The sequence below is a fragment of the Micromonospora palythoicola genome (assembly GCF_036689795.1).
Classification (GTDB): domain Bacteria; phylum Actinomycetota; class Actinomycetes; order Mycobacteriales; family Micromonosporaceae; genus Micromonospora; species Micromonospora palythoicola.
The window spans coordinates 19527-39949 of record NZ_JBAGKI010000048.1 but is presented as its reverse complement, the minus strand read 5'-3'; the positions used below and the strand labels follow the sequence as shown (position 1 = coordinate 39949).

Sequence of the window (20423 nt, the reverse complement as noted above, 5' to 3'; positions counted from 1 at the left end):
GGCCGCGCGCGGGCCACGGTGTCGGGCATTGCCCGCCAAAACGGGCAACGTGATCCCGATGACACAATGTGGGATCGGATGGTACGCGGGGGTGCGGGCCCGCCCGACCGCACTAACCTGAGGTGGTGCGTACCTCGTTGCTCGACGCGTTGACCGACCGGATCCTCGTCACCGACGGGGCGATGGGCACGATGCTGCAGGCCGCGGACCTCACCCTGGACGACTTCGACGGTCTGGAGGGGTGCAACGAGATCCTCAACGTCACCCGGCCGGACGTGGTCCGTGGCGTGCACGAGGCGTACCTGGCGGCGGGCGCGGACTGCGTGGAGACGAACACCTTCGGCGCGAACCTGGCCAACCTCGGCGAGTACGACATCCAGCACCGGATCCGGGAGTTGTCCGAGGCCGGTGCCCGGATCGCCCGCGAGGCAGCCGACGCGTACTCGACGGCTGAGCGGCCCCGGTTCGTGCTCGGTTCCATCGGGCCCGGTACGAAGCTGCCCACCCTCGGGCACGCCGCCTACGCCACGCTGCGCGACGCGTACCAGGAGAACGCCGCCGGGCTGATCGAGGGTGGCGCGGATGCGCTGATCATCGAGACCTGCCAGGACCTGCTTCAGGTCAAGGCCGCCGTGGTCGGCTCGCACCGGGCGATGGCGGAGCTGGGCCGCAAGGTCCCGCTGATCTGTCACGTCACCGTGGAGACCACCGGCACCATGCTGCTCGGCAGCGAGATCGGTGCCGCGCTCACCGCGATCGAGCCGCTCGGCGTCGATCTCCTCGGGCTCAACTGCGCCACCGGTCCGGCGGAGATGAGCGAGCACCTGCGCTACCTCTCCCAACACGCCACCGTCCCGCTGTCGGTGATGCCGAACGCCGGCCTGCCGCAGCTCACCTCCGACGGTGCGGTCTACCCGCTGACTCCGGTCGAGTTGGCCGACGCCATGGAACGTTTCGTGACCGAGTACGGCGTCTCCCTGATCGGCGGCTGCTGCGGCACCACCCCGGAGCACATCAGGCTGCTCGCCGAACGGCTGGGCGGGGCCCGGCCGGTGACCCGGGAGCCGCGTACCGATCCGGGTGTCTCCTCGATCTACCACCACGTGCCGTTCGCGCAGGACGCCAGCGTGCTGATGGTGGGGGAGCGGACCAACGCCAACGGCTCCAAGGCGTTCCGCGAGGCGATGCTCGCCGCCGACTGGCAGTCCTGCGTGGAGATCGCCCGGGGGCAGGCCCGCGACGGATCGCACCTGCTGGACCTCTGCGTCGACTACGTCGGCCGCGACGGCACCACCGACATGCGTGAGCTGGCCGGCCGGTTCGCCACCGCCTCCACGCTGCCGATCATGCTGGACTCGACCGAGCCGGCGGTGATCGAGGCCGGCCTGGAGATGCTCGGCGGCCGGTGCGTGGTCAACTCGGTCAACTTCGAGGACGGCGACGGCCCCGACTCCCGCTACGCGCGGGTGATGCCGGTGGTCGCCGAGCACGGTGCCGCCGTGGTCGCGCTGCTCATCGACGAGGAGGGCCAGGCCCGCACGGCGGAGTGGAAGGTACGGGTGGCCGAGCGGCTGATCGAGGACCTCACCGGCCGGTGGGGGCTGCGCCGCGCGGACATCCTCATCGACGCGCTGACCTTCCCGATCGCCACCGGTCAGGAGGAGACCCGCCGCGACGGCATCGAGACCATCGAGGCGATCCGGGAGATCGCCCGCCGCTGGCCCGGGGTGAACTTCACGCTGGGTATCTCGAACGTCTCGTTCGGACTGAACCCGGCGGCCCGGCAGGTGCTCAACTCGGTCTTCCTGCACGAGTGCGTGCAGGCCGGGCTCACCTCGGCGATCGTGCACGCCAGCAAGATCCTGCCGATGTCGAAGATCCCCGACGAGCAGCGCGAGATCGCCCTCGACCTGGTCTACGACCGGCGTCGCGAGGGCTACGACCCGGTGCAGCGGTTCATCGAGGTCTTCGAGGGTGTGGACGCCGCCTCGGCGCGTGCCACCCGGGCCGAGGAGCTGGCGGCCCTGCCGCTCAACGAGCGGCTCAAGCGGCGGATCATCGACGGGGAGCGCAACGGCCTGGAGGCCGACCTCGACGCGGCGATGGCCGCCGGCACCGCCCCGCTGCTCATCATCAACGACATCCTGCTGGACGGCATGAAGGTCGTCGGTGAGCTGTTCGGCTCCGGGCAGATGCAGCTGCCGTTCGTGTTGCAGTCCGCCGAGGTGATGAAGACCGCGGTGGCGTACCTCGAACCGCACATGGAGAAGGCTGACGACGGCGGCAAGGGCCGCATCGTGCTCGCCACCGTCAAGGGCGACGTGCACGACATCGGCAAGAACCTGGTGGACATCATCCTGTCCAACAACGGCTACGAGGTGGTGAACATCGGCATCAAGCAGCCGATCTCCGCCATCCTCGACGCCGCCGAGCAGCATCGCGCCGACGCCATCGGCATGTCGGGTCTGCTGGTCAAGAGCACCGTCATCATGAAGGAGAACCTGGTCGAGATGGCGTCGCGCGGGGTCGCGGAGCGCTGGCCGGTCCTGCTCGGTGGCGCGGCGCTGACCCGGGCGTACGTCGAGGACGACCTGCGGTCGATGTTCCCCGGCCAGGTGCACTACGCCCGCGACGCCTTCGAGGGCCTGTCCCTGATGGACCGGGTGATGGCCGCCAAGCGCGGCGGTGCCCCGGTGGTGGACGCCGAGCGGGAGGCGGCCCTGGCGGCCCGGCGGGCCCGCCGGGAACGGCAGCGCGCGGTGGTCGCCGAGTCGCTGCCGGAACTGCACGACACCTCGGTACGCTCCGACGTCGCGGTCGACGTGCCGGTGCCGGTCGCACCGTTCCACGGCACCCGGGTGATCAAGGGGGTGCCGCTTGCCGACTACGCGGCGCTGCTGGACGAGCGGGCCACCTTCATGGGCCAGTGGGGCCTGCGCGGTGCGCGCGGCGGCAAGGGACCGTCGTACGAGGAGCTGGTGGAGACCGAGGGCCGGCCGAGGCTGCGCTACTGGCTGGACCGGCTGATCGCCGACCAGGTGCTGGAGGCGGCCGTGGTGTACGGCTACTTCCCGGCCTACTCCGAGGGCAACGACCTGGTCGTCCTGGACGAGAACGGGCACGCCGAGCGGGCCCGGTTCACCTTCCCCCGGCAACGCCAGGAGCGCCGGCTCTGCCTGGCCGACTTCTTCCGCCCGCGCGGCGGCGACCTGGACGTGGTCGCGTTGCAGCTGGTCACCGTCGGTCAGCCGGTCAGCGAGTACGCGGCCAAGCTGTTCGCCCGCAACGAGTACCGCGACTACCTGGAGGTGCACGGGCTGTCGGTGCAGCTCACCGAGGCCCTCGCCGAGTACTGGCACAAGCGGGTCCGGTCCGAGCTACGGCTGCCCGACGGCCGTACCGTCGCCGACGACGACCCGGCCGACCTGGCCGGACTGCTGCGCACCGACTACCGGGGCTGCCGGTACGCGTTCGGCTACCCGGCCTGCCCCGACCTGGAGGACCGGGCGAAGATCGTGAACCTGCTCGGTGCCGAGCGGATCGGTGTGCAGTTGTCGGAGGAGTTCCAGCTGATGCCGGAGCAGGCCACCGACGCCATCGTCGTCCACCACCCCGAGGCCAGCTACTTCAACGCCAAGTGACGACCACAGGTGCCGTGACCCGCACTTCCGGCACCTGCGGTAGGCGTTGAACCATGATCAGGCCGTCAGGGGCTTCGGGTTCGTCATCGGCGGCCCGTCGTCGACGAACGCCTTGTCGATGAACTGGCGGGTGCGGTCCTCACTGGTGGACACCAGGTGGGGGTAGGCCCGCAGGGTGAATCCGGGGTCGGCGTCGCCCGGGTACGTCGACAGGGCCTTGATGCTCTTGCTGGGTTCAGCAGTACCGAGGCGCAGGTGTGCCGCAGGACGTGCATTTCGCTGCGCCGGTGGTCCTGCATGCCGGCAGCCCGGATGGCGGGCTTCCGTCGCCGCCGTGACCGCCGCGCGCCGCGTATTGATTCTGAGAGCGAATGCTTCACGCTTCGACAGGCGTCAGTCGCGTCTCGCAAGCGATTCAGGTTGTGACCCATCGAGTACCTTCAGCGCATGACGGCCTGAAGCACGACGACCTGTCGTGAGCATCGAGGGGTGATTCATGTCGACCTCGCCAGCCCAGCTCTACGTGGCCCTGGCTGCCCTTGCTGTGACAGTGGTCGGCCTGTGGGTAGCCCACAATCACCGCAGGCAACTACGTATGAAGCTTGCAGAGCGCCTCTTCGAGGCTTATGCCGCATTATGGGAGGTGACGGGGTCGCTGAGGCCGAAGCATGCGCCCTCGATGCGAGAGGCTGATCGGCGAGCATTGGATGCGGCCATGGACGATTGGTACTTCGAGAAGGGTTATGGTCTGCTCCTGCCAGCCGCTACTCGAAATTTGTTCTCCGCAATCAGACGTAATTTGACCAGTAGCGACGATCGCGTCCTACCGATGGCGCTCAGAGAGAGACTGAAGGTGTCTCCGACGGATCAACGGGAAGCGATACTCCTATGCGCCTGCCAGCGATACCTTTCGCTCCTCCGGACGCGAATGAAGGATGACCTTGCGGTTTATGGTCGCGTGTCCCACAAGTCGGGGTTGGTGGACGAGCGTGAGCTGCTCAGAGCCTGCGATATACGGCCTGGACCGAAAGCGACCCGGCGTAGGCCCTCGACCTCCATCTGCACATGTGGACTGTGCGATGTGCCGCGTGCCGACACTCCCATTCCGTAGGCTGTGCCGTTGAGAAAGCCAAGCTCCCGCGCACACCCTCGCCATCGCTCAGGCTGTCGGCCCGGGTAGACCGAAATCCCAAGGTGCTCCGGTGATCAGTACGCCGGCCGGAAGTCCGGGCCTTCGGCGGTTGTCACCACTTCCCAGCCGAAGGCTTCCAGGGTGATGTCGGTACGGGCACCGAAGGTTTGGAGCAGTCTGGCGACCGGCCCGTCCGGCAGGCTGTCGCCGACCGTGGCGAATACCTCGGCCGGGTCTTCTCCGAGCTGTTGTGCCACGATCCATGGCACCGCCAGAGCCACCATGAAGTCCCGGTCGTCGTCCGACGCCAGATATCGGGCGAGGCCGGTCGCCAGCACTGAGCGGCGTAGCAGATCGACGGAGTTCTGCCGCAGCGCCAGGGTGGCGAGGCGGGCGCCGTAGCGGCCGAGGGCGAGCGCGTTGGTGGGGTCGAGGGAGCGTAGGAAACTCTGCTCGATGCGTCGCGGCGCGCGGGCGAGGATCTCCTCCGCGAGTCGGTCCTGCTTCCCTGGGATTCTCTCCAGGTTGGGCTTCATGCCGCCAGGATGGCAGAAGACGGTCCGTCGACCGTGGAGCGTGCTTCCACAGGCGTCACGTCGCAGTTGACCCGCAGAGGAGCAGCCAGGCTCGGCGGCGGGGACCACCGGATGTGACGTCTGTTGCACGGACACGCCGACACACCATCTGGTGTCTTGCGTTCGTGGGCCACCCATATATGGTGTCACCCGTAGCTGGTTCGGCGCCCATCCGGGGCGGTCGAGGCAAGAGGGAACCCGGTGGAAATCCGGGGCTGCCCCGCAGCGGTGAGTGGGAACGACAGCCGTCACACAGCACTGGGCTCCGGCCTGGGAAGCGACGGCCAGTAGGAGCGCGCGAGCACGCCCACGAGTCCGAAGACCTGCCAGCACGCCGCCCGCACTCGTGGGCGGCGGCCGCAGGCCGCGTGGGACGGTCGACGCCATGAACGGGCCGTGCCGCCTGCGCGGATCCCGTGGCGTCCTCCCGCGTGTCCGAGGCCCTCGGTGACGGCGCGAGGAGAGAGACGTGACGGTCGTGCGGGAGATGGCGGCCTCCGGCCCAGCTGTGTCGGAGCAGCGCCGGCAGGTGATGCAGGTCCGCAAGCGCGACGGCGCCACGGAACCGGTGGACGTGAACAAGATCGTCCGGGCGGTGGAGCGGTGGGTGGCCGACCTCGACGAGGTCGATCCGCTGCGGGTGGCCACCAAGACCATCAGCGGTCTGTACGACGGTGCCACCACCGCCGAGTTGGACAAGCTGTCCATCCAGACGGCCGCCGAGCTGATCGGTGCGGAGCCGCAGTACTCGAAGCTGGCGGCGCGGCTGCTGGCCGCGTACGTGGACAAGGAGGTCCGTGGGCAGCAGGTGGCCAGCTTCAGCCAGTCCATCCGGTACGCGCACGGCTTGGGGCTGATCGGGGACGCGACCGCGGCGTTCGTGGCCCGCAACGCGCGCAAGCTGGACGACGCGGTGGACCCGGACGGTGACCTGCGGTTCGAGTACTTCGGACTGCGCACCGTCGCGGACCGCTACCTGCTGCGGCATCCGCAGACCCGGCTGGTGGTGGAGACGCCGCAGTACTGGCTGCTGCGGGTGGCCTGCGGGCTGTCGCAGACGCCGGGCGAGGCGATCGGGTTCTACCGGCTGATGTCCAGCCTGGCGTATCTGCCCAGTTCACCGACGCTGTTCAACTCGGGCACCCGGCACACCCAGATGTCGTCGTGTTTCCTGGTCGACTCGCCGCGCGACGAACTCGACTCGATCTACGAGCGTTACCACCAGGTGGCGAAGCTGTCGAAGTTCTCCGGCGGGATCGGCATCTCCTGGTCGCGGGTCCGCGGTCGGGGCGCGTTGATCCGGGGCACCAACGGCCGCTCCAACGGCATCGTGCCGTTCCTGAAGACCCTCGACGCCGGGGTGGCGGCGGTCAACCAGGGCGGCCGGCGCAAGGGCGCGGCCTGCGTGTACCTGGAGCCGTGGCACCCGGACATCGAGGAGTTCCTGGAGTTGCGGGACAACACCGGGGAGGAGTCCCGGCGTACCCACAACCTGAACCTGGCCAACTGGATCCCCGACGAGTTCATGCGGCGGGTCGAGGCGGACGGTGACTGGTCGCTGGTCGACCCGTCGGACGCGCCGGAGCTGCCGGACCTGTTCGGCGAGGCGTTCGACGAGGCGTACCGGGCGGCCGAGAAGAAGGCCGTCCGGACGGTCAAGGCCCGCGACCTCTACGGCCGGATGATGCGTACGCTCGCGCAGACCGGCAACGGGTGGATGACGTTCAAGGACGCCGCGAACCGGCTGTCCAACCAGACCGGTGCGCCCGGCAACACGATCCACCTGTCGAACCTGTGCACCGAGATCCTGGAGGTCAACAGCGACACCGAGACGGCCGTGTGCAACCTGGGCTCGGTGAACCTGGGCGCGCACGTCACCGCCGACGGCGTCGACTGGGAGAAGCTGCGCGCCACGGTACGCACGGCGGTGGTGTTCCTCGACCGGGTGATCGACATCAACTACTACCCGGCCGAGCAGACGGCGGTGTCGAACCCGCGCTGGCGACCGGTCGGGCTCGGGCTGATGGGCCTGCAGGACGCGTTGTTCACCATGCGGCTGCCGTTCGACTCGGCGTCGGCGCGGGAACTGTCGACCCGGGTGCAGGAGGAGATCTTCCTGACCGCGCTGGAGACGTCGGCGGGCCTGGCCGAGCGGTTCGGCCCGCATCCCGCGTACGCCGAAACCCGGGCCGCGAAGGGTGAGTTGCATCCGGACCTGTGGGGCGCGGAGGTGACGCAGACGCAGCGGTGGACCGCGCTGCGGGAGCGGGTCGCCCGCCACGGCCTGCGGAACTCGCTGCTGGTGGCGATCGCGCCGACCGCCACCATCGCCTCGATCGCCGGGTGCTACGAGTGCATCGAGCCGCAGGTGTCCAACCTGTTCAAGCGGGAGACGATGTCCGGTGAGTTCCTCCAGATCAACACGTACCTGGTCCGGGAGTTGAAGGCGCGCGGGCTGTGGACGGCACCGATCCGGGAGCAGATCAAGCGGGCCGAAGGGTCGGTGCAGGGCATCGCCGAGCTGCCGGCGGACGTGCGGGAGCTGTTCCGGACCGCGTGGGAGCTGCCGCAGCGGGCCCTGATCGACCTGGCCGCCGCCCGGGCCCCGTTCATCGACCAGTCGCAGTCGCTGAACCTGTTCCTGAGCGCGCCGACCATCGGCAAGCTCTCCTCGATGTACCTGTACGCCTGGAAGGCCGGGCTGAAGACCACCTACTACCTGCGGTCGCGGCCCGCGACCCGGATCCAGCAGGCCACCGTCACCGTCACCCCGGCGATCAAACCGGTCCTCGCGGTCAGCGACGACGAGGCGTTGGCCTGCTCCCTGGAGAACCCCGAGAGCTGCGAGGCGTGCCAGTGACCACCGTTTCCGAACCCGACACCGGCCAGCGGCAGATGCTGCTCGACCCCGGCATGGACCTGACCCTGCGGCCGATGCGGTACCCGCAGTTCTTCGACCGGTTCAAGGACGCCATCAAGAACACCTGGACCGTCGAGGAGGTGGACCTGCACTCCGACCTCGCCGACCTGGCCAAGCTCTCCCCGGCGGAGCAGCACCTGGTGTCCCGGCTGGTGGCGTTCTTCGCCACCGGCGACACCATCGTCGCCAACAACCTCGTGCTCAACCTGTACCAGCACGTCAACTCGCCGGAGGGCCGGCTCTACCTGTCCCGGCAACTGTTCGAGGAGGCGGTGCACGTCCAGTTCTACCTGAACCTCCTGGACACCTACGTGCCGGACGAGCGGGAGCGGTTCGCGGCGTTCGCGGCGGTGGAGAACATTCCGTCGATCGCCCGCAAGGCCGAGTTCTGCTTCAAGTGGATCGACTCGATCTTCGAGCTGCGGGAGTTGCGGACCCGCGCGGACCGGCGGGCGTTCCTGCTGAACCTGATCTGCTTCGCCGCCTGCATCGAGGGACTGTTCTTCTACGGCGCCTTCGCCTACGTGTACTTCCTGCGGTCCCGGGGGCTGCTGCACGGTCTGGCCTCCGGCACCAACTGGGTGTTCCGGGACGAGTCGATGCACATGGCCTTCGCCTTCGACGTGGTCGACACCGTACGTGCCGAGGAGCCGGACCTGTTCGACGACGAGATGCGCCAGCAGGTCCGCGACATGCTCGCCGAGGCCGTCGAGTGCGAGGTGCAGTTCGCCGCCGACCTGCTCGAACAGGGTGTGTCCGGGCTGTCCCTGGCCGACATGCGCGAGTATCTCCAGCACGTCGCCGACCGGCGGCTGGCACAGTTGGAGATCGAGCCACTGTACGGGTCGAAGAACCCGTTCGCCTTCATGGAGTTGCAGGACGTGCAGGAGCTGTCCAATTTCTTCGAACGACGGGTGTCTGCCTACCAGGTCGGGGTTTCCGGCACGGTCGCCTTCGACGACGACTTCTGACGGCGGTCCAGGCCACTGACCGGGTCCGGCTCGGCGCTGATCCTGTCGATCACCGCCGGGCCGCCCCGACCCGCCGGCCGGTCTCAGACCCGGCTGGCGGTCCTGTCGACGACGGGCCGGTCGGTCGGGTGGTACAGCAGGTGGATGGTGCCGTCGAGGTCGAGGCGCTGGATGCCGATGCCGTAGACGGCTTCGAGAACGGCGGGGTCGAGGACCTGCTCGGTGGTGCCGGCGGCGGCGACTCCACCCTGGCCGAGCAGCACCAGGTCGTCGCAGTAGCGGGCGGCGAGGTTCAGGTCGTGCAGCACGACGACGGCGCAGGTGCCGAGGTCGCGTACCAGCCGCAGGATCGCGTGCTGGTAGCGGATGTCGAGATGGTTGGTCGGCTCGTCGAGCAGCAGGTGGGTGGCCTGCTGGGCCAGCGCCCGGGCGATGAGCACCCGCTGGCGTTCGCCGCCGGAGAGGCCGGCGAACGCCCTGGATCCCAGGTGGGCGGCACCGACCCGGGTCAGGCACTGCGCCGCGATCTCGTGGTCCGTCCGGCCGGTGCGCTGGAACGTGGTCAGGTGCGGGCCACGGCCCAGCAGCACCAGCTCGGCCACGGTGAGGGCGGTCTCGCCGCCGGTCTCCTGCACCACCACGGCCAGCCGGCGCGCGGCCTCCCGCGGCGGCAGCGCGCCCAGGTCGTCACCGTCCACGGCGACCCGTCCGGTGCCGCTGCGCAGCGCGCCGTAGAGCAGCCGCAGCAGCGTGGTCTTGCCGCTGCCGTTGGGGCCGATCAGCCCGAGCACCCGGGCGGGTCGCGCGGTGACGCTCACCCCGTCGATCACCGGGTTGGCGCCGTAGCGCCAGGACACCCGGGTCGCCTGGATCACGAGCCGGCCCCGAACCGTCGCACGATCCGCTCCAGGCCGTCGATCGACAGCGGGGTCGGCGGCTCGGTGAAGTTGAACAGCTGGGTCAGCACGTTGCCGTCGCGTACCGCGTTGAGCTTCTCGGCGCCGGGCAGACCGGTCAGGCCCTGCTCGACCGCGGCGGGGTCGCCGTCGCTGTGGAGCAGGATCAGCACGTCGGGGTTGCGGCCGAGCAGTTCCTCGACGGTGACCTCGAAGACCCGCTCCGGCGTGTCACCGAAGACGTTGCGGAAGCCGGCGGCCTCAAGTTGCGGGTGGGCCATGCTGGCGGTGCCGTACGCGTACGTGGTGCCGCCGCCGACGGTCGGGTACAGCACGGCGGCGGTACGGCCGGACGCCGCCGAAGCTCCGGCCTGGATCTTCGACATCCGTTGCCGGAGCGCGTCGACCGCCATGGCCGCCTCCGTCCCGCGGCCGAACACCCGACCGTAGGTCTCCATCTGGCGGTAGATGTCGTCGAAGCTGGGGGTGGCGGTGTTGTCCGGGCACATGGCCGGCTCCTCCAGCAGCGGGATGTCCACCGCCGAGAGGGTGTCGCGGGACAGGTTGTCGACCTCACCGAGCACCAGGTCGGGCTCCTGGCTGATCACCACCTCCTTGGAGATCTGCAGGTGGCCGCTGGTGTCGGTCTTGTCGGTCAGCAGCGGAATGCGGTCCAGTTCGGCGAGGGTCGCGGCGTCGTAGTACTCGCTGGGGTACCGCCCGGCCCGGGCGGTGACCCGGTCCATCACGCCCAGGGCGTGCAGGTAGGGCACGGCCGCGCTCTTGAGCAGCACCACCCGCTCCGGCGTAGCGTCGAAGGTCACCTCCACGCCGCAGTTGGTGACGGTGACCGGGTATCCCGGGGCGGCTGTGCCCGGCTCGTCGGCGGCACCGCCGCAGGCGGCGACCAGCAGCGCGAGAACGGTCGTGGCCGCGGTGACGGCGAGACGGGTTGCCTTCATCGGTGCTCCTCGGCTCATCGGGCGCTCAGGCGCCGGTGGCGTGCAGACGACGGATCAGGACCAGCAGGAAGGGGGCGCCGAGCAGGGCGGTGATGATGCCGATCGGGATCTCCTGGGGGGCCAGCAGCACCCGGGCGAGCACGTCGGCCCAGACCAGCAGGATGGCGCCGAGCAGCGCGGCGACGGGCACCACGCGCACGTGCGGGGCGCCGACGATGCGGCGGGCGAGGTGCGGCACGACGAGGCCGACGAAGCCGATGCTGCCGGCGGCCGAGACCAGTACGCCGACACTGAGCGACACGAGCACGAGCAGCCACAGGCGGAACCGGTCGGGTGACACGCCGAGCGTCTGAGCGGTCTCGTCGCCGATGGCCAGCACGTCGAGGCGTCGCCCGACGACGGTCAGGTATCCGATCATGCCGCAGAGCACGACGGCGGCGACCAGCAGAAGGGCGTTCCACCGAGCCAGGCCGAGGGAGCCGAGCAGCCAGAACATCACCGATCGGGCCCCCTCGGCGGACCCCGAGGCGAAGATCAGGAAGCTGGTGGTGGCGTAGAGGGCGTAGCCGACGGCGACGCCGGACAGCAGCAGCCGGATCGAGGTCACCCGTCCGCCGCTGCGGGCGATCAGGAAGACCAGCAGCGACGCGCCGAGCGCGCCGAGGAAGGCGCTGCCGGACAGGGCGTACTGCCCGAAGCCGGCGCCGGCGCCGAACAGGATCGCGGCGGCGGCGCCGCTGGAGGCGCCGGAGTTGATGCCCAGCAGGTACGGGTCGGCCAGCACGTTGCGCACCATGGCCTGCAACGCCACTCCGCAGGCGGCCAGCCCGGCACCGACGAGCATGCCGAGCAGCACCCGGGGCAGCCGGACCTGCCAGACGATGGCTTCCTGCGGCGCGGTCCAGGTGACCTCGCCGGGCAGGCCGACGAGCTGATGCCCGATGATCCGCGCCACCGTCGTCGGGGGGATGCCGATCGCGCCGGAGCCGACCGCGGCCACCCCGGTGAGGACCAGCGCGACCGTCAGCGTGACCAGCCAGATCCCGGTGCGGCGGCGTTGCGCCGCCACGCCGAGCAGGTCCGGCCGGCTCCCGGACTGGGCGGTGGCGGTCACCGCACCCATCTGCACTCCTTTGGCTCTTGCAAACTTGTGGCAAGAAGCTATCAGCAAGATCAGGGCAGCGGGAAGCGGGGGCGCGGTCCGGGTCGGCATGTCCGGTGTCGGCCTGTCGAGCTGAGAGCGTCACCGGATCACGGTGATCAACAGCGGTTGTCGGCCGGTTCTGGCGGTGTGCGGCCCCAGTTCCGGGCCACGTCGAGCGGGTCACCGGTGGCGAAGTGGGGCGGCTCGTGCAGGAGGAAGTCGCGGTGGCTGATGTTCCACGCGTAGGCACCGGCCATCGAGAACACCAGCACGTCGCCGACCGCGACCGGTCCGCTGACCGCGTCGCGGGCCAGTACGTCCTTGGGCGTGCAGAGCTGGCCGACGACGGTGACCGGGCCGCCGTCTGTGTGTGGCCCGGCACCGCCCCGGGACACCACGACGAAGGGTTGCGAGTGTCCCTTGGCCGCCGGGGTCCGCAGGTGATGGGTGCCGCCGGCCACGATCACGAACCACTGACCCCGGGACCGCTTCACGTCGATCACCTCGGTCACGTACGACCCGCAGTAGACCGCGACGGCGCGGCCGGGCTCGATCCGCAGCCGCACGCCCGGGTAGGTGTCCGCCACCGCGCCGAGCAGCCGGCCGTAGCCGGGCCAGTCGAAGCGGTGCTGCGGGTGGCGGTAGTCGACGGCCATGCCGCCGCCGACGTTCACCTCCTGCGCGCCTACCTGCCGCACCGCCCATTCGGTCACCTCGCGTGCCACCACGGCGGCGGTCGCCGCGTCGAGCCCGCTGGCCAGGTGGGCGTGCACGCCCCGGACCCGGACGCCCTCGGGCGGGTCGGCGGCGAGCCGGACCGCCTCCGGTGGGTCCATCCCGAAGGGGCTCGCCTGCCCACCCATCACCAGGACCGCGCCCGGTGTGGCGACCGGCAGGTTCACCCGCAGCAGCACGTCGACGGTACGCCCGACGGCCCGGGCCAGGGCGGCCAGCCGGTGCAGTTCGGCGGCGGACTCCACGTGCACCCGGTGCACGTCGGCGGCCACTGCGGCCGACAGATCGGCGTCGGTCTTGCCCGGACCGGCGAAGGCGGCCACCCGCCGGCCGGGCAGCACGGCCGCGAGGTGACGCAGTTCGCCGCGACTGGCCGCCTCGAAACCGTCGACAGTGGCCGCGAGGGTGCGCAGCATCCCGGGATCGGGATTGGCCTTGACCGCGTAGAGCAGCTCGACCCGTTCGGGCAGCGCCGCCCGGACGGCGGCGGCGTGCGTGGCCAGGGCGGCGAGGTCGTAGACGTAGGTGGGGTGGTTCATCCGGCACCGCCGAGCGGGTTGGGCACCGCGACGTAGGGTGCCTGCTGGTCGGCGGCCCGGTGCCAACGGACCAGCAGGTTCGCCTTGGCGGCCAGCGGAGCGCCGTCGAGCAGCGCAAGCAACTCGGCCGGCTCACCCAGCTGCGCGTACGTCGCCTCGACGGCTTCGCGGACCGTCCGCCACAGCCGGGGCTCGATACCGGGGTGACCGTCGGCGAGCGCACCGGCCAGGCCGGCGAGATGGTTGACGAACAGGCAGTAGACGACGCGCTGGACCGCCTGCGCGGAAGTGTAGGCGGACTGTCGGGGAACCTGGTCCGGCCAGGCCGGCAACCGGCCGAGATCCAACTTCGTGCCCTCCAGGTCACGCAGGATCAGGCGGACCGGGCGGCCGTCGCGGTCCAGCACCACCAGCACGTTCTGCAGGTGCGCCTCGTGGACCACCCCGTGACCGAGCCACAGGCGCAGCACGCCGGGCACCAGCAGGTCGACGTACGCCCGCCACCAGTCGAACGGGTCCGGCACGGCCAGCGGCGTGGCGGCCAGCGCGGCCGCCAACACCACCCGTTCGTCCGCCCGCAGATGCTCGCGCAACCCGGTCCGCAGGATCGTGCCGTACGCCTCGTCAGCCCCGGGCAGGTCGACGGTCCGGTAGCCGGGTTCCCGCAGCAACCCGACCCGCGCGGGAAGCGGCACACGGTCCAGGAAACGGGTCAACGCCACCGCTCCGGTCAACTCGTAGCGGGCGTTCTTGCGCAGGCAGTTGGTGATGCGGACGTGCAGGCTGGTCTTGAGGAACAGGTCCACCGAGGGCGCGTAGAGCGTGCGGACGCTCGCGGTCGGTCGCACCGGCACGCCGGCCGGGCCCAGCCGGCGCACCCTCGGGTCGGTCGGCGGCATCAGGTCCAGCTGCCACGGATGCACCGGCACCAGGTGGTGACCGGGGGGTGCGTCCGGCGGATCCAGCGGTGCGATCAACTCGTCGACCGGCCCGTCGCCGGCCACCAGATCGGCGGGCACCGCGAGCCAGCTCAGCCGGAAGGTGCTGCGCAGTTCCGGGGCGTGGCGACGCCAACCCGCCGGATCGCCGCTGCGCCACTTCGGACTGGGATGGTGCGGGTGCCCGTGCACGAGGGAGTGTTCGGAGTCGACGTAGTCGTCCACCACCGGGTCGCCGGTCGGGGTGGGGTCGTGGGGCGGGCGGTCGCGCAACAGCGTGGCCAGCGCGTCGCGACTACCGAGCACCTGCTCGACGAACTCGTCGTTGGCCAGTCCGGTGCGGGCGGCCAGCTCGGCGGCGAGCAGCCGGGCGAGTCGTCCGACGTCGACCGGTGCGTCGACGGCGGGTACGTCGTCGACGAGCGGCCCGTCGTCCGGGAGGGTGCCGGCGGTCGGTCCGCCGCCGACCGGCGTGCCGGCGGTCGGTGGCTCCGGCCCGGCCGGGTGACGGCTCGCGGTCGGTGCCGCCACCGGCCGGCAGCGGACCGGGCCGACGTAGCGGTGCGCCAGCACGGGGGAGACCCGGGCCAGCCGGCAGGAGAGCAGCAGACCGAGGTGCGGCAGCCGGATCCGCAGGAGCCCGTCGACGGTCTCGGTCGTCCCGTCGGGCGCGGCCACCTCGCGCAGGTAGCAGGCGAGCAGGGTGTGCGCGGCGGCGAGGTCGGCGGCCCGCTCGGCCGGCCGGGCGGCGGCCTCGGCGGTCCGCGGGGTCACGAGCCGCTCCGCAGGTAGTTGGGTCCGGTCCGCAGGTAGAACTTGTTCACGTCGGTGCAGCCGGTCCGGTGTTTGGGCAGCAGCGTGCCGGCGGTGAGCATCGCCTTGACCGGCAGCCGGTCGGCGGTCAGGACCCGGTCGACCAGCTCGCGCCGGGCGGGTGTGTCGCCCCACCGGTCGCGGGCGGCGCGCAGCCGTGGGACGAGCGCCTCGGCGGGGGAGGGCACCGGGACGCCCTGTTCCGCCAGGGCGAGCAGCGGTGCCGCGGCCGCCAGGTGCAGGGTGATCGTGACGAACACGTCGGCCAGCTCCACCGGCTGGCGACTCCACATCCGCTGGTCGTGCAGCCGGACCGAGCCGGCGTGCCGGGGGTCCAGCCGGGCACCGTCGTTGTCCTTGTACAGCAGCCGAACCGGACCGGTGGCCGGCAGGACCAGATGGATGTTCTGCGGATGTGCTTCCAACGCCACTCCGTACCGTAACCACAGGCAGACATGCCAGTCGAGCAGGAGATCCAGATAGGACTCGATCAGCCGACCCGGGTCGTCCCCGCCGATCCGCTGGGCGACCGTGCCGGCGGTGGGATCCGCCGCGGCGAGCGCGGCGACCGGCACCACGGTCGCCCGCTCCAAATCGGTGGGCAGCCGGCGCAGCAGGAACGACAGCAGCTCGTCGCCGTCGCGGTGACCGAAGACGCTCTCGTCGGCGTGCGTGATCCGGTCGGCGAAGCGCGGCTGCTCCGCCGCGATACGGTCGAGCAGCGCGGCCACCGCCGCGCCGTCGGACAGCGAGTCGGGGGCGAGGGTACGGCGGTTGCGGGCACCCAGACTCGCGGTCGGCAGCGGCAGCTTCAGGTGCGTCGTCGGGTCGCTGTCCAGGGCGACGGTCCGCATCGACAGGGTGGGCCGCACGGTGATGTCCGGCCCGTCGAGCACGGGCAGGGCCGACCGCTCGGCGGTCAGCGGATGCACCGGCAGCAGCACCTGCCCGGCCCGGCGGGCCGTCGGCCACCAGTCGGGCAGCCGGCCGTGCAGCCGCAGGGCCCGGGTCGGTACGGGCAGCCAACGCAGCGCGAACGTGGGGGCGTGTTCCGGCGCGTACCGGAGCAGCTCGGTGGCGTCCAGACCGTGGCGGCACCGGTCGGTGGGGTAGACGGCATGGCCGGCGTGGGCGGCGAGCACGTCGTCGAGCAGGGCACCGCCGAAGCCGGTGGGCGGGTCGACCCGGGCGGCGGCGATCCGGGCGTACGTGTCGGATCGGGTCGCCTCGGCCAGCCGCCGGGCGAGCAGGTCCTGCCGGCACTCGTCGACGAAGGCGCGCCACCCCTGCTCGGCCTCGGCGTCGTCGTCCGGCGCGAGCAGCGCCAACAGGCCCGCCAGCGTGTCCACCCGACGTGGCGTCCGACCGGGCGGGTGCACGTGCAACTCGGCGCGGGCGAGGCGGACGGCGTGCTGGAAACCGTCGGGACGAACCGGAAGGCGTAACCGGCCGGCCCGGTGCGGTGCCTGCCACCAGCCGGGGCCGTCCGGAGCGCCGCCGCTGCTCAGGCCGAGATGGTCCTCGCGCAGCAGGGCGTCCAGCACCCGGCGGAACAGCCGCTGCTCCACCGGATCGGTCACGTCGCGATCACCCAGTCGAGCCCGGCGCGGAACTCGACGAGCGCGCGGCTCACGGTGGCCGGGTCCGGCCCGATGGCATGCAGGACGGCCAGGTAGTCGCGGTTCGTGCCGGTGCGCTCGGCGGTGGTGCCGATCGCGCGCAGCGGGCGGCAGCCCAGTCGGACCCCGTCGCGTAGCGCGTCGACGGGGCCGGGGGCGGCGACGAGAGTGCCGCCACGGTCGGCGCAGACGTACTCGACCCGGGCGGTCCGTTCGATCGTGGCCGGGTCGGGCAGACCGAGGTCGGCCACGGACTCGCCGAGGTGCAGCCGGATGACGTGCTCGAACAGCGGCACGTCGAGCAGCTCGGCCAGGACGAGATCCATCCGGTCACCGATCAGCCGGTCGTTGACCTCGATGAGCCGAGGTCGTTCCCGGTGCACGACGAACTCGGTGTGGCAGGCGCCGAACCGGACGCCGAGCGCGTCCAGTTGCGCCCGCAGCCGCTCGGCCGTCGCCGGGGCTGCCGGCGCCCATTCCAGGCACAGCTCGGTGAAGGTGGGTGGCGGGCCGAGCGTGGTACGCCAACCGCCGAGCACGGCCAGCGTCGCGGTGTCACCGAGGGTGTCGTGGGTGCGGACGTCGCCGGGCAGGTACTCCTCCACCACAAGTGGCGCGTCCGGTCGGCGACGACGGATCTCGGTCACCCGCCGGGCCAGCTCGTCGGCGTCGGTGACCAGGTAGGCGTCCTCACTGGCGACGCCGTCGCGGGGCTTGACCACCGCGGGGAACACCTCGAACGTCGGCGGCTGCCCTGGTTCGAGGGGGCGGGTGTGGACCACGTCGAGTCCGGCGTCGGCGACGGCCTGCCGGGTGGCGGCCTTGTCCTTGCAGCGCCGCGCCGACTCGGGCTCCTTGCCGGGCAGGCCGAGGCGGTGGGCGGCGAGCGCCGTCGCGGCCTGCAGGTGGTCGCTGTTGGAGAACAGCCCCACCGCCGCCGGTCCGTCCCGGACCACCTCCGTGACGGCCCGCGGGTCCCGCACCGGGCAGCCCCGCGTCGGCACCGTCGCGGGCCAGTCGTCGGGTCGGTCGGTAAGCACGGTGACCGGCACGCCGAGCGCGTCGGCCGCCGGCAGCAGGCCGTCCAGTACGGAGTCGGTCGGATTGAGAGCGGTCAGGTACAGCATCACGAGCCGGCGTGGCGCCGAGCCGTCACCGGGTGCGCCAGTAGGCCAGCGCCGCCACCTGCTCCTTGCCGACGCCCAGCCCGCGCCGCAGGTGCCGGACGATGCCGCGGGTGCTGGCCGCCTCGCAGGCCACCCAGTACAGGTCGTCCGGCTGGGCGTCGGTCAGGGCGGTGGTGACGGTGTCCACCAGGTGCTGGCCCTCGTCGCGGCGCGGCACCCACACCACCTCGTCGTGCGGCCGGGTACGCAGCGGCAGGTCCCGTTCGCCGTCGTGGGCGTACTCGAGCCAGATCCGCGCCGACACCGGCCCGGCGGCGTCGAGCAGGCTGTTGACCGCCGGCAGGGACGCCGCGTCGCCGACCAGGTACAGCCGGCCGGGCGCCGGATCGGGGAGCGTGAAGGAACTGCCCTGCACCGTCGCCTCGATGGTGTCTCCGGGTCGAGCGGTCGTGGCCCAACGCGCGGCGCAGCCGTCGTGCAGGGCGAACACCAGGTGGAAGTGCCCGCTGGCCGGGTCCGGATCGACGAGGGTGTACGCCCGCTGGTGGGGCCGGCCCGCGTTGTCGAACCACAGCCGGATCCACATGGTGGGGTGTACGCCGCAGGTGCGCAGCAGGTCACCCCCGTCGACGAGCAGCCGCTGGTAGCGGTCGCCGACGGCTTCGTTCTCCAGGACGGTCAGCTGGAAGTTCCGGCCTCCGAAGGCCTTGAGTACGAGGGCTTCCCAGTTGCGTTTCACACAATCTCCACTGTGGATACGTTCGGGTGGCGGCGGGCCGGTGGACGGGGCGGGCGTCGGCTCAGGACCGACCGGCCAGCGGCAGGTCCCGCACCAGCATCCGGTGCGAACGCCAGCCGGGGAACGGCACGAGATCGCCGACGTGGTCGAATCCGCTGCGTTGCAGCGCGTGCCACACCCGGGTGTTGGTCTCGGCGACGGCGAGCGACACCCGCTCCTCGCGCCGTCGCGACAGCAGTTCGACGGTCATCCGGAAGCCGAGGCGGTGCCGGCGGTACTCGGGCAGGACGAACGCCTCGCACACCGCGAAGGTGCGGCCCGGCCATTCCACCGCGAGGCCGGGATCCTTGGCCGAGGTCAGGTCACGCCACCAGAGGGTCTCCGGTGGCAGCGGGCAACCCATGACCGTGCCCACGAGCCGGTCGTCGACGTACCCGAGCGCCGCCGAGAAACCGGGGGCCTCGGCGGTCCACCGCAGGCGTTGCGTCACCGTCGGGACGGTGTGGTCGACCAGGTGCAGGTCGGCGGCGTGCACCCGGCGGTAGACCTCGGCGAGCGCCTCGATGTCGATCCGGTCGGTGACGACGACATCACTGTCCCGGGCGTCGATCGCCTCGGCCACAGCGGGCGATGACATGGAGCCTCCCCGAACTTTGGTTAGGCATACCTAACCAGCCGGTCGGCGATCGGGCAAGTCTCCGTCTCGTGGTGCGGGGCGCGCGCCGGTCACGGCTGTCCGGAGTCGTCCCGTGGCGGCCGTCCCCAGGGGCGGGTGGGCTGCAGCACGGCATCGCGCAACGCCTCCCGCCGCAGGTGGGCGATCCGCTGGTACGCGGGGTCGGCGATCATCTGGCCGAACGCCCGGCGGGTTGGATAGCGCACCAGCAGGACCGCGTCCCACTGCTGACCCGCCGCGGCGACGAGGGCGTCGTCACCGTCGCCGGCGTAGACGACCTCGACTCCGTAGCGCGGCGCGACGGTCGTGGCGAAAGCCTTCGCGTACTGCTGGTACCGCGCGCGGCCGCCGTCGGCGAACCGCAGCAGATTGAGCATGACCACCGGTTCGTCAGGTCCGTCGGCGAGAAATCCGGTGGGAAGGTCACCGTGTGGATCCGCCGTCATCGTTGCCTCCGATCTCGGGACTGGAAGCAGTATTCCGGCATCGAGGTCGGGCTCGTCAACGAAAACGGCAGTGGTATTTTGCACTCACGGTGCATATTGTCCGACCGTGCCCGTCCGGGTGCGCGGTAGGCGTCAGCCGGCCCTCCGCAGGTCGGTCAGGAGCGCCTCGACCCGGGTACGGATCTCGTCGCGGATCGGGCGGACCGCCTCGACGCCCTTGCCGGCCGGGTCGTCGAGCTTCCAGTCCTCGTAGCGCTTGCCGGGGAAGACGGGGCAGGCGTCACCGCAACCCATGGTGACGATGACGTCGGAGGACTCCGCGGTGGCGTACTCGAGCAGCTTGGGGGTCTGGTCGGTGATGTCGATGCCCACCTCGCGCATGGCCTCGACGGCGGCCGGGTTGACGGTCGCGGCGGGCGCGGAGCCGGCAGAGCGGACCTCGACGGCGTCGCCGCCGAGGTGGCGCAGCCAGCCGGCGGCCATCTGGGAACGGCCGGCGTTGTGGACGCACACGAACAGGACGCTGGGCTTGTCGGTCACGAGGTGCCTT

15 protein-coding genes and 1 riboswitch are annotated in these 20423 nt (G+C 71.2%); of the genes, 3 read left to right on the top strand and 12 right to left on the bottom strand.

Features of this window, described 5'->3' with window-relative positions:
• Positions 1 to 125 precede the first annotated feature (125 nt).
• Positions 126 to 3641, top strand: a complete 3516-nt coding sequence (gene metH / locus V5O40_RS19960; protein WP_332906881.1) for a methionine synthase — start codon at positions 126 to 128, stop codon at positions 3639 to 3641.
• A 1206-nt stretch (positions 3642 to 4847) separates the two neighbouring features.
• On the opposite strand, the gene V5O40_RS19955 is transcribed toward metH, so the two are convergent.
• Positions 4848 to 5309: a hypothetical protein gene (locus V5O40_RS19955; RefSeq protein WP_332906880.1), complete on the bottom strand. Its 462-nt coding sequence runs from the start codon at positions 5307 to 5309 to the stop codon at positions 4848 to 4850.
• Positions 5310 to 5488: 179 nt separating this feature from the next.
• A riboswitch (cobalamin riboswitch) is annotated at positions 5489 to 5693 on the top strand.
• Between the two features lie 142 nt (positions 5694 to 5835).
• Between V5O40_RS19955 and V5O40_RS19950 the strand changes: the two genes are divergently transcribed.
• Positions 5836 to 8208 (top strand): ribonucleoside-diphosphate reductase subunit alpha, encoded by a 2373-nt coding sequence (locus tag V5O40_RS19950; protein WP_332906887.1) that lies wholly within the window; start codon positions 5836 to 5838, stop codon positions 8206 to 8208.
• 35 nt (positions 8209 to 8243) lie between these two features.
• The gene (locus V5O40_RS19945; protein WP_164447400.1) at positions 8244 to 9239 is read left to right on the top strand and encodes a ribonucleotide-diphosphate reductase subunit beta; all 996 of its coding nucleotides are present in this window, start codon (positions 8244 to 8246) and stop codon (positions 9237 to 9239) included.
• Between the two features lie 83 nt (positions 9240 to 9322).
• Here the strand turns inward: V5O40_RS19945 and V5O40_RS19940 are convergent, their stop codons facing one another.
• The 11 genes from V5O40_RS19940 to V5O40_RS19890 form a co-directional block, all read right to left on the bottom strand.
• Positions 9323 to 10114 carry an ABC transporter ATP-binding protein gene (locus tag V5O40_RS19940; RefSeq protein WP_332906879.1) on the bottom strand — a complete coding sequence of 264 codons (792 nt, stop codon included), beginning with the start codon at positions 10112 to 10114 and terminating at the stop codon, positions 9323 to 9325.
• Positions 10111 to 11097, bottom strand: coding sequence for an ABC transporter substrate-binding protein (locus tag V5O40_RS19935; protein WP_332906878.1), 987 nt, complete (start codon positions 11095 to 11097; stop codon positions 10111 to 10113). Before V5O40_RS19935 ends, V5O40_RS19940 begins: the two co-directional genes overlap by 4 nt.
• Positions 11098 to 11122: 25 nt before the next feature.
• A complete protein-coding gene (locus V5O40_RS19930; protein ID WP_332906877.1) occupies positions 11123 to 12220 on the bottom strand; it encodes a FecCD family ABC transporter permease in 1098 nt (365 codons plus the stop codon).
• Positions 12221 to 12357: 137 nt separating this feature from the next.
• Positions 12358 to 13515 carry an alanine racemase gene (locus tag V5O40_RS19925; RefSeq protein WP_332906876.1) on the bottom strand — a complete coding sequence of 386 codons (1158 nt, stop codon included), beginning with the start codon at positions 13513 to 13515 and terminating at the stop codon, positions 12358 to 12360.
• Positions 13512 to 15227 carry an IucA/IucC family protein gene (locus V5O40_RS19920; RefSeq protein WP_332906875.1) on the bottom strand — a complete coding sequence of 572 codons (1716 nt, stop codon included), beginning with the start codon at positions 15225 to 15227 and terminating at the stop codon, positions 13512 to 13514. The genes V5O40_RS19925 and V5O40_RS19920 overlap by 4 nt, the downstream gene beginning before the upstream one ends.
• The gene (locus V5O40_RS19915) at positions 15224 to 16846 is read right to left on the bottom strand and encodes an IucA/IucC family protein (RefSeq protein ID WP_332906874.1); all 1623 of its coding nucleotides are present in this window, start codon (positions 16844 to 16846) and stop codon (positions 15224 to 15226) included. The genes V5O40_RS19920 and V5O40_RS19915 overlap by 4 nt, the downstream gene beginning before the upstream one ends.
• Positions 16843 to 18012: an ATP-grasp domain-containing protein gene (locus tag V5O40_RS19910; RefSeq protein ID WP_332906873.1), complete on the bottom strand. Its 1170-nt coding sequence runs from the start codon at positions 18010 to 18012 to the stop codon at positions 16843 to 16845. Before V5O40_RS19910 ends, V5O40_RS19915 begins: the two co-directional genes overlap by 4 nt.
• A 25-nt stretch (positions 18013 to 18037) precedes the next feature.
• Positions 18038 to 18751, bottom strand: a complete 714-nt coding sequence (locus V5O40_RS19905) for a siderophore-interacting protein (protein WP_332906872.1) — start codon at positions 18749 to 18751, stop codon at positions 18038 to 18040.
• 61 nt (positions 18752 to 18812) lie between these two features.
• Positions 18813 to 19388, bottom strand: coding sequence for a GNAT family N-acetyltransferase (locus tag V5O40_RS19900; protein ID WP_332906871.1), 576 nt, complete (start codon positions 19386 to 19388; stop codon positions 18813 to 18815).
• An 89-nt stretch (positions 19389 to 19477) separates the two neighbouring features.
• Positions 19478 to 19873 (bottom strand): DUF1330 domain-containing protein, encoded by a 396-nt coding sequence (locus V5O40_RS19895; protein WP_332906870.1) that lies wholly within the window; start codon positions 19871 to 19873, stop codon positions 19478 to 19480.
• A gap of 132 nt (positions 19874 to 20005) precedes the next feature.
• A complete protein-coding gene (locus tag V5O40_RS19890; protein ID WP_332906869.1) occupies positions 20006 to 20413 on the bottom strand; it encodes an arsenate reductase ArsC in 408 nt (135 codons plus the stop codon).
• Between the last annotated feature and the right edge of the window lie 10 nt (positions 20414 to 20423).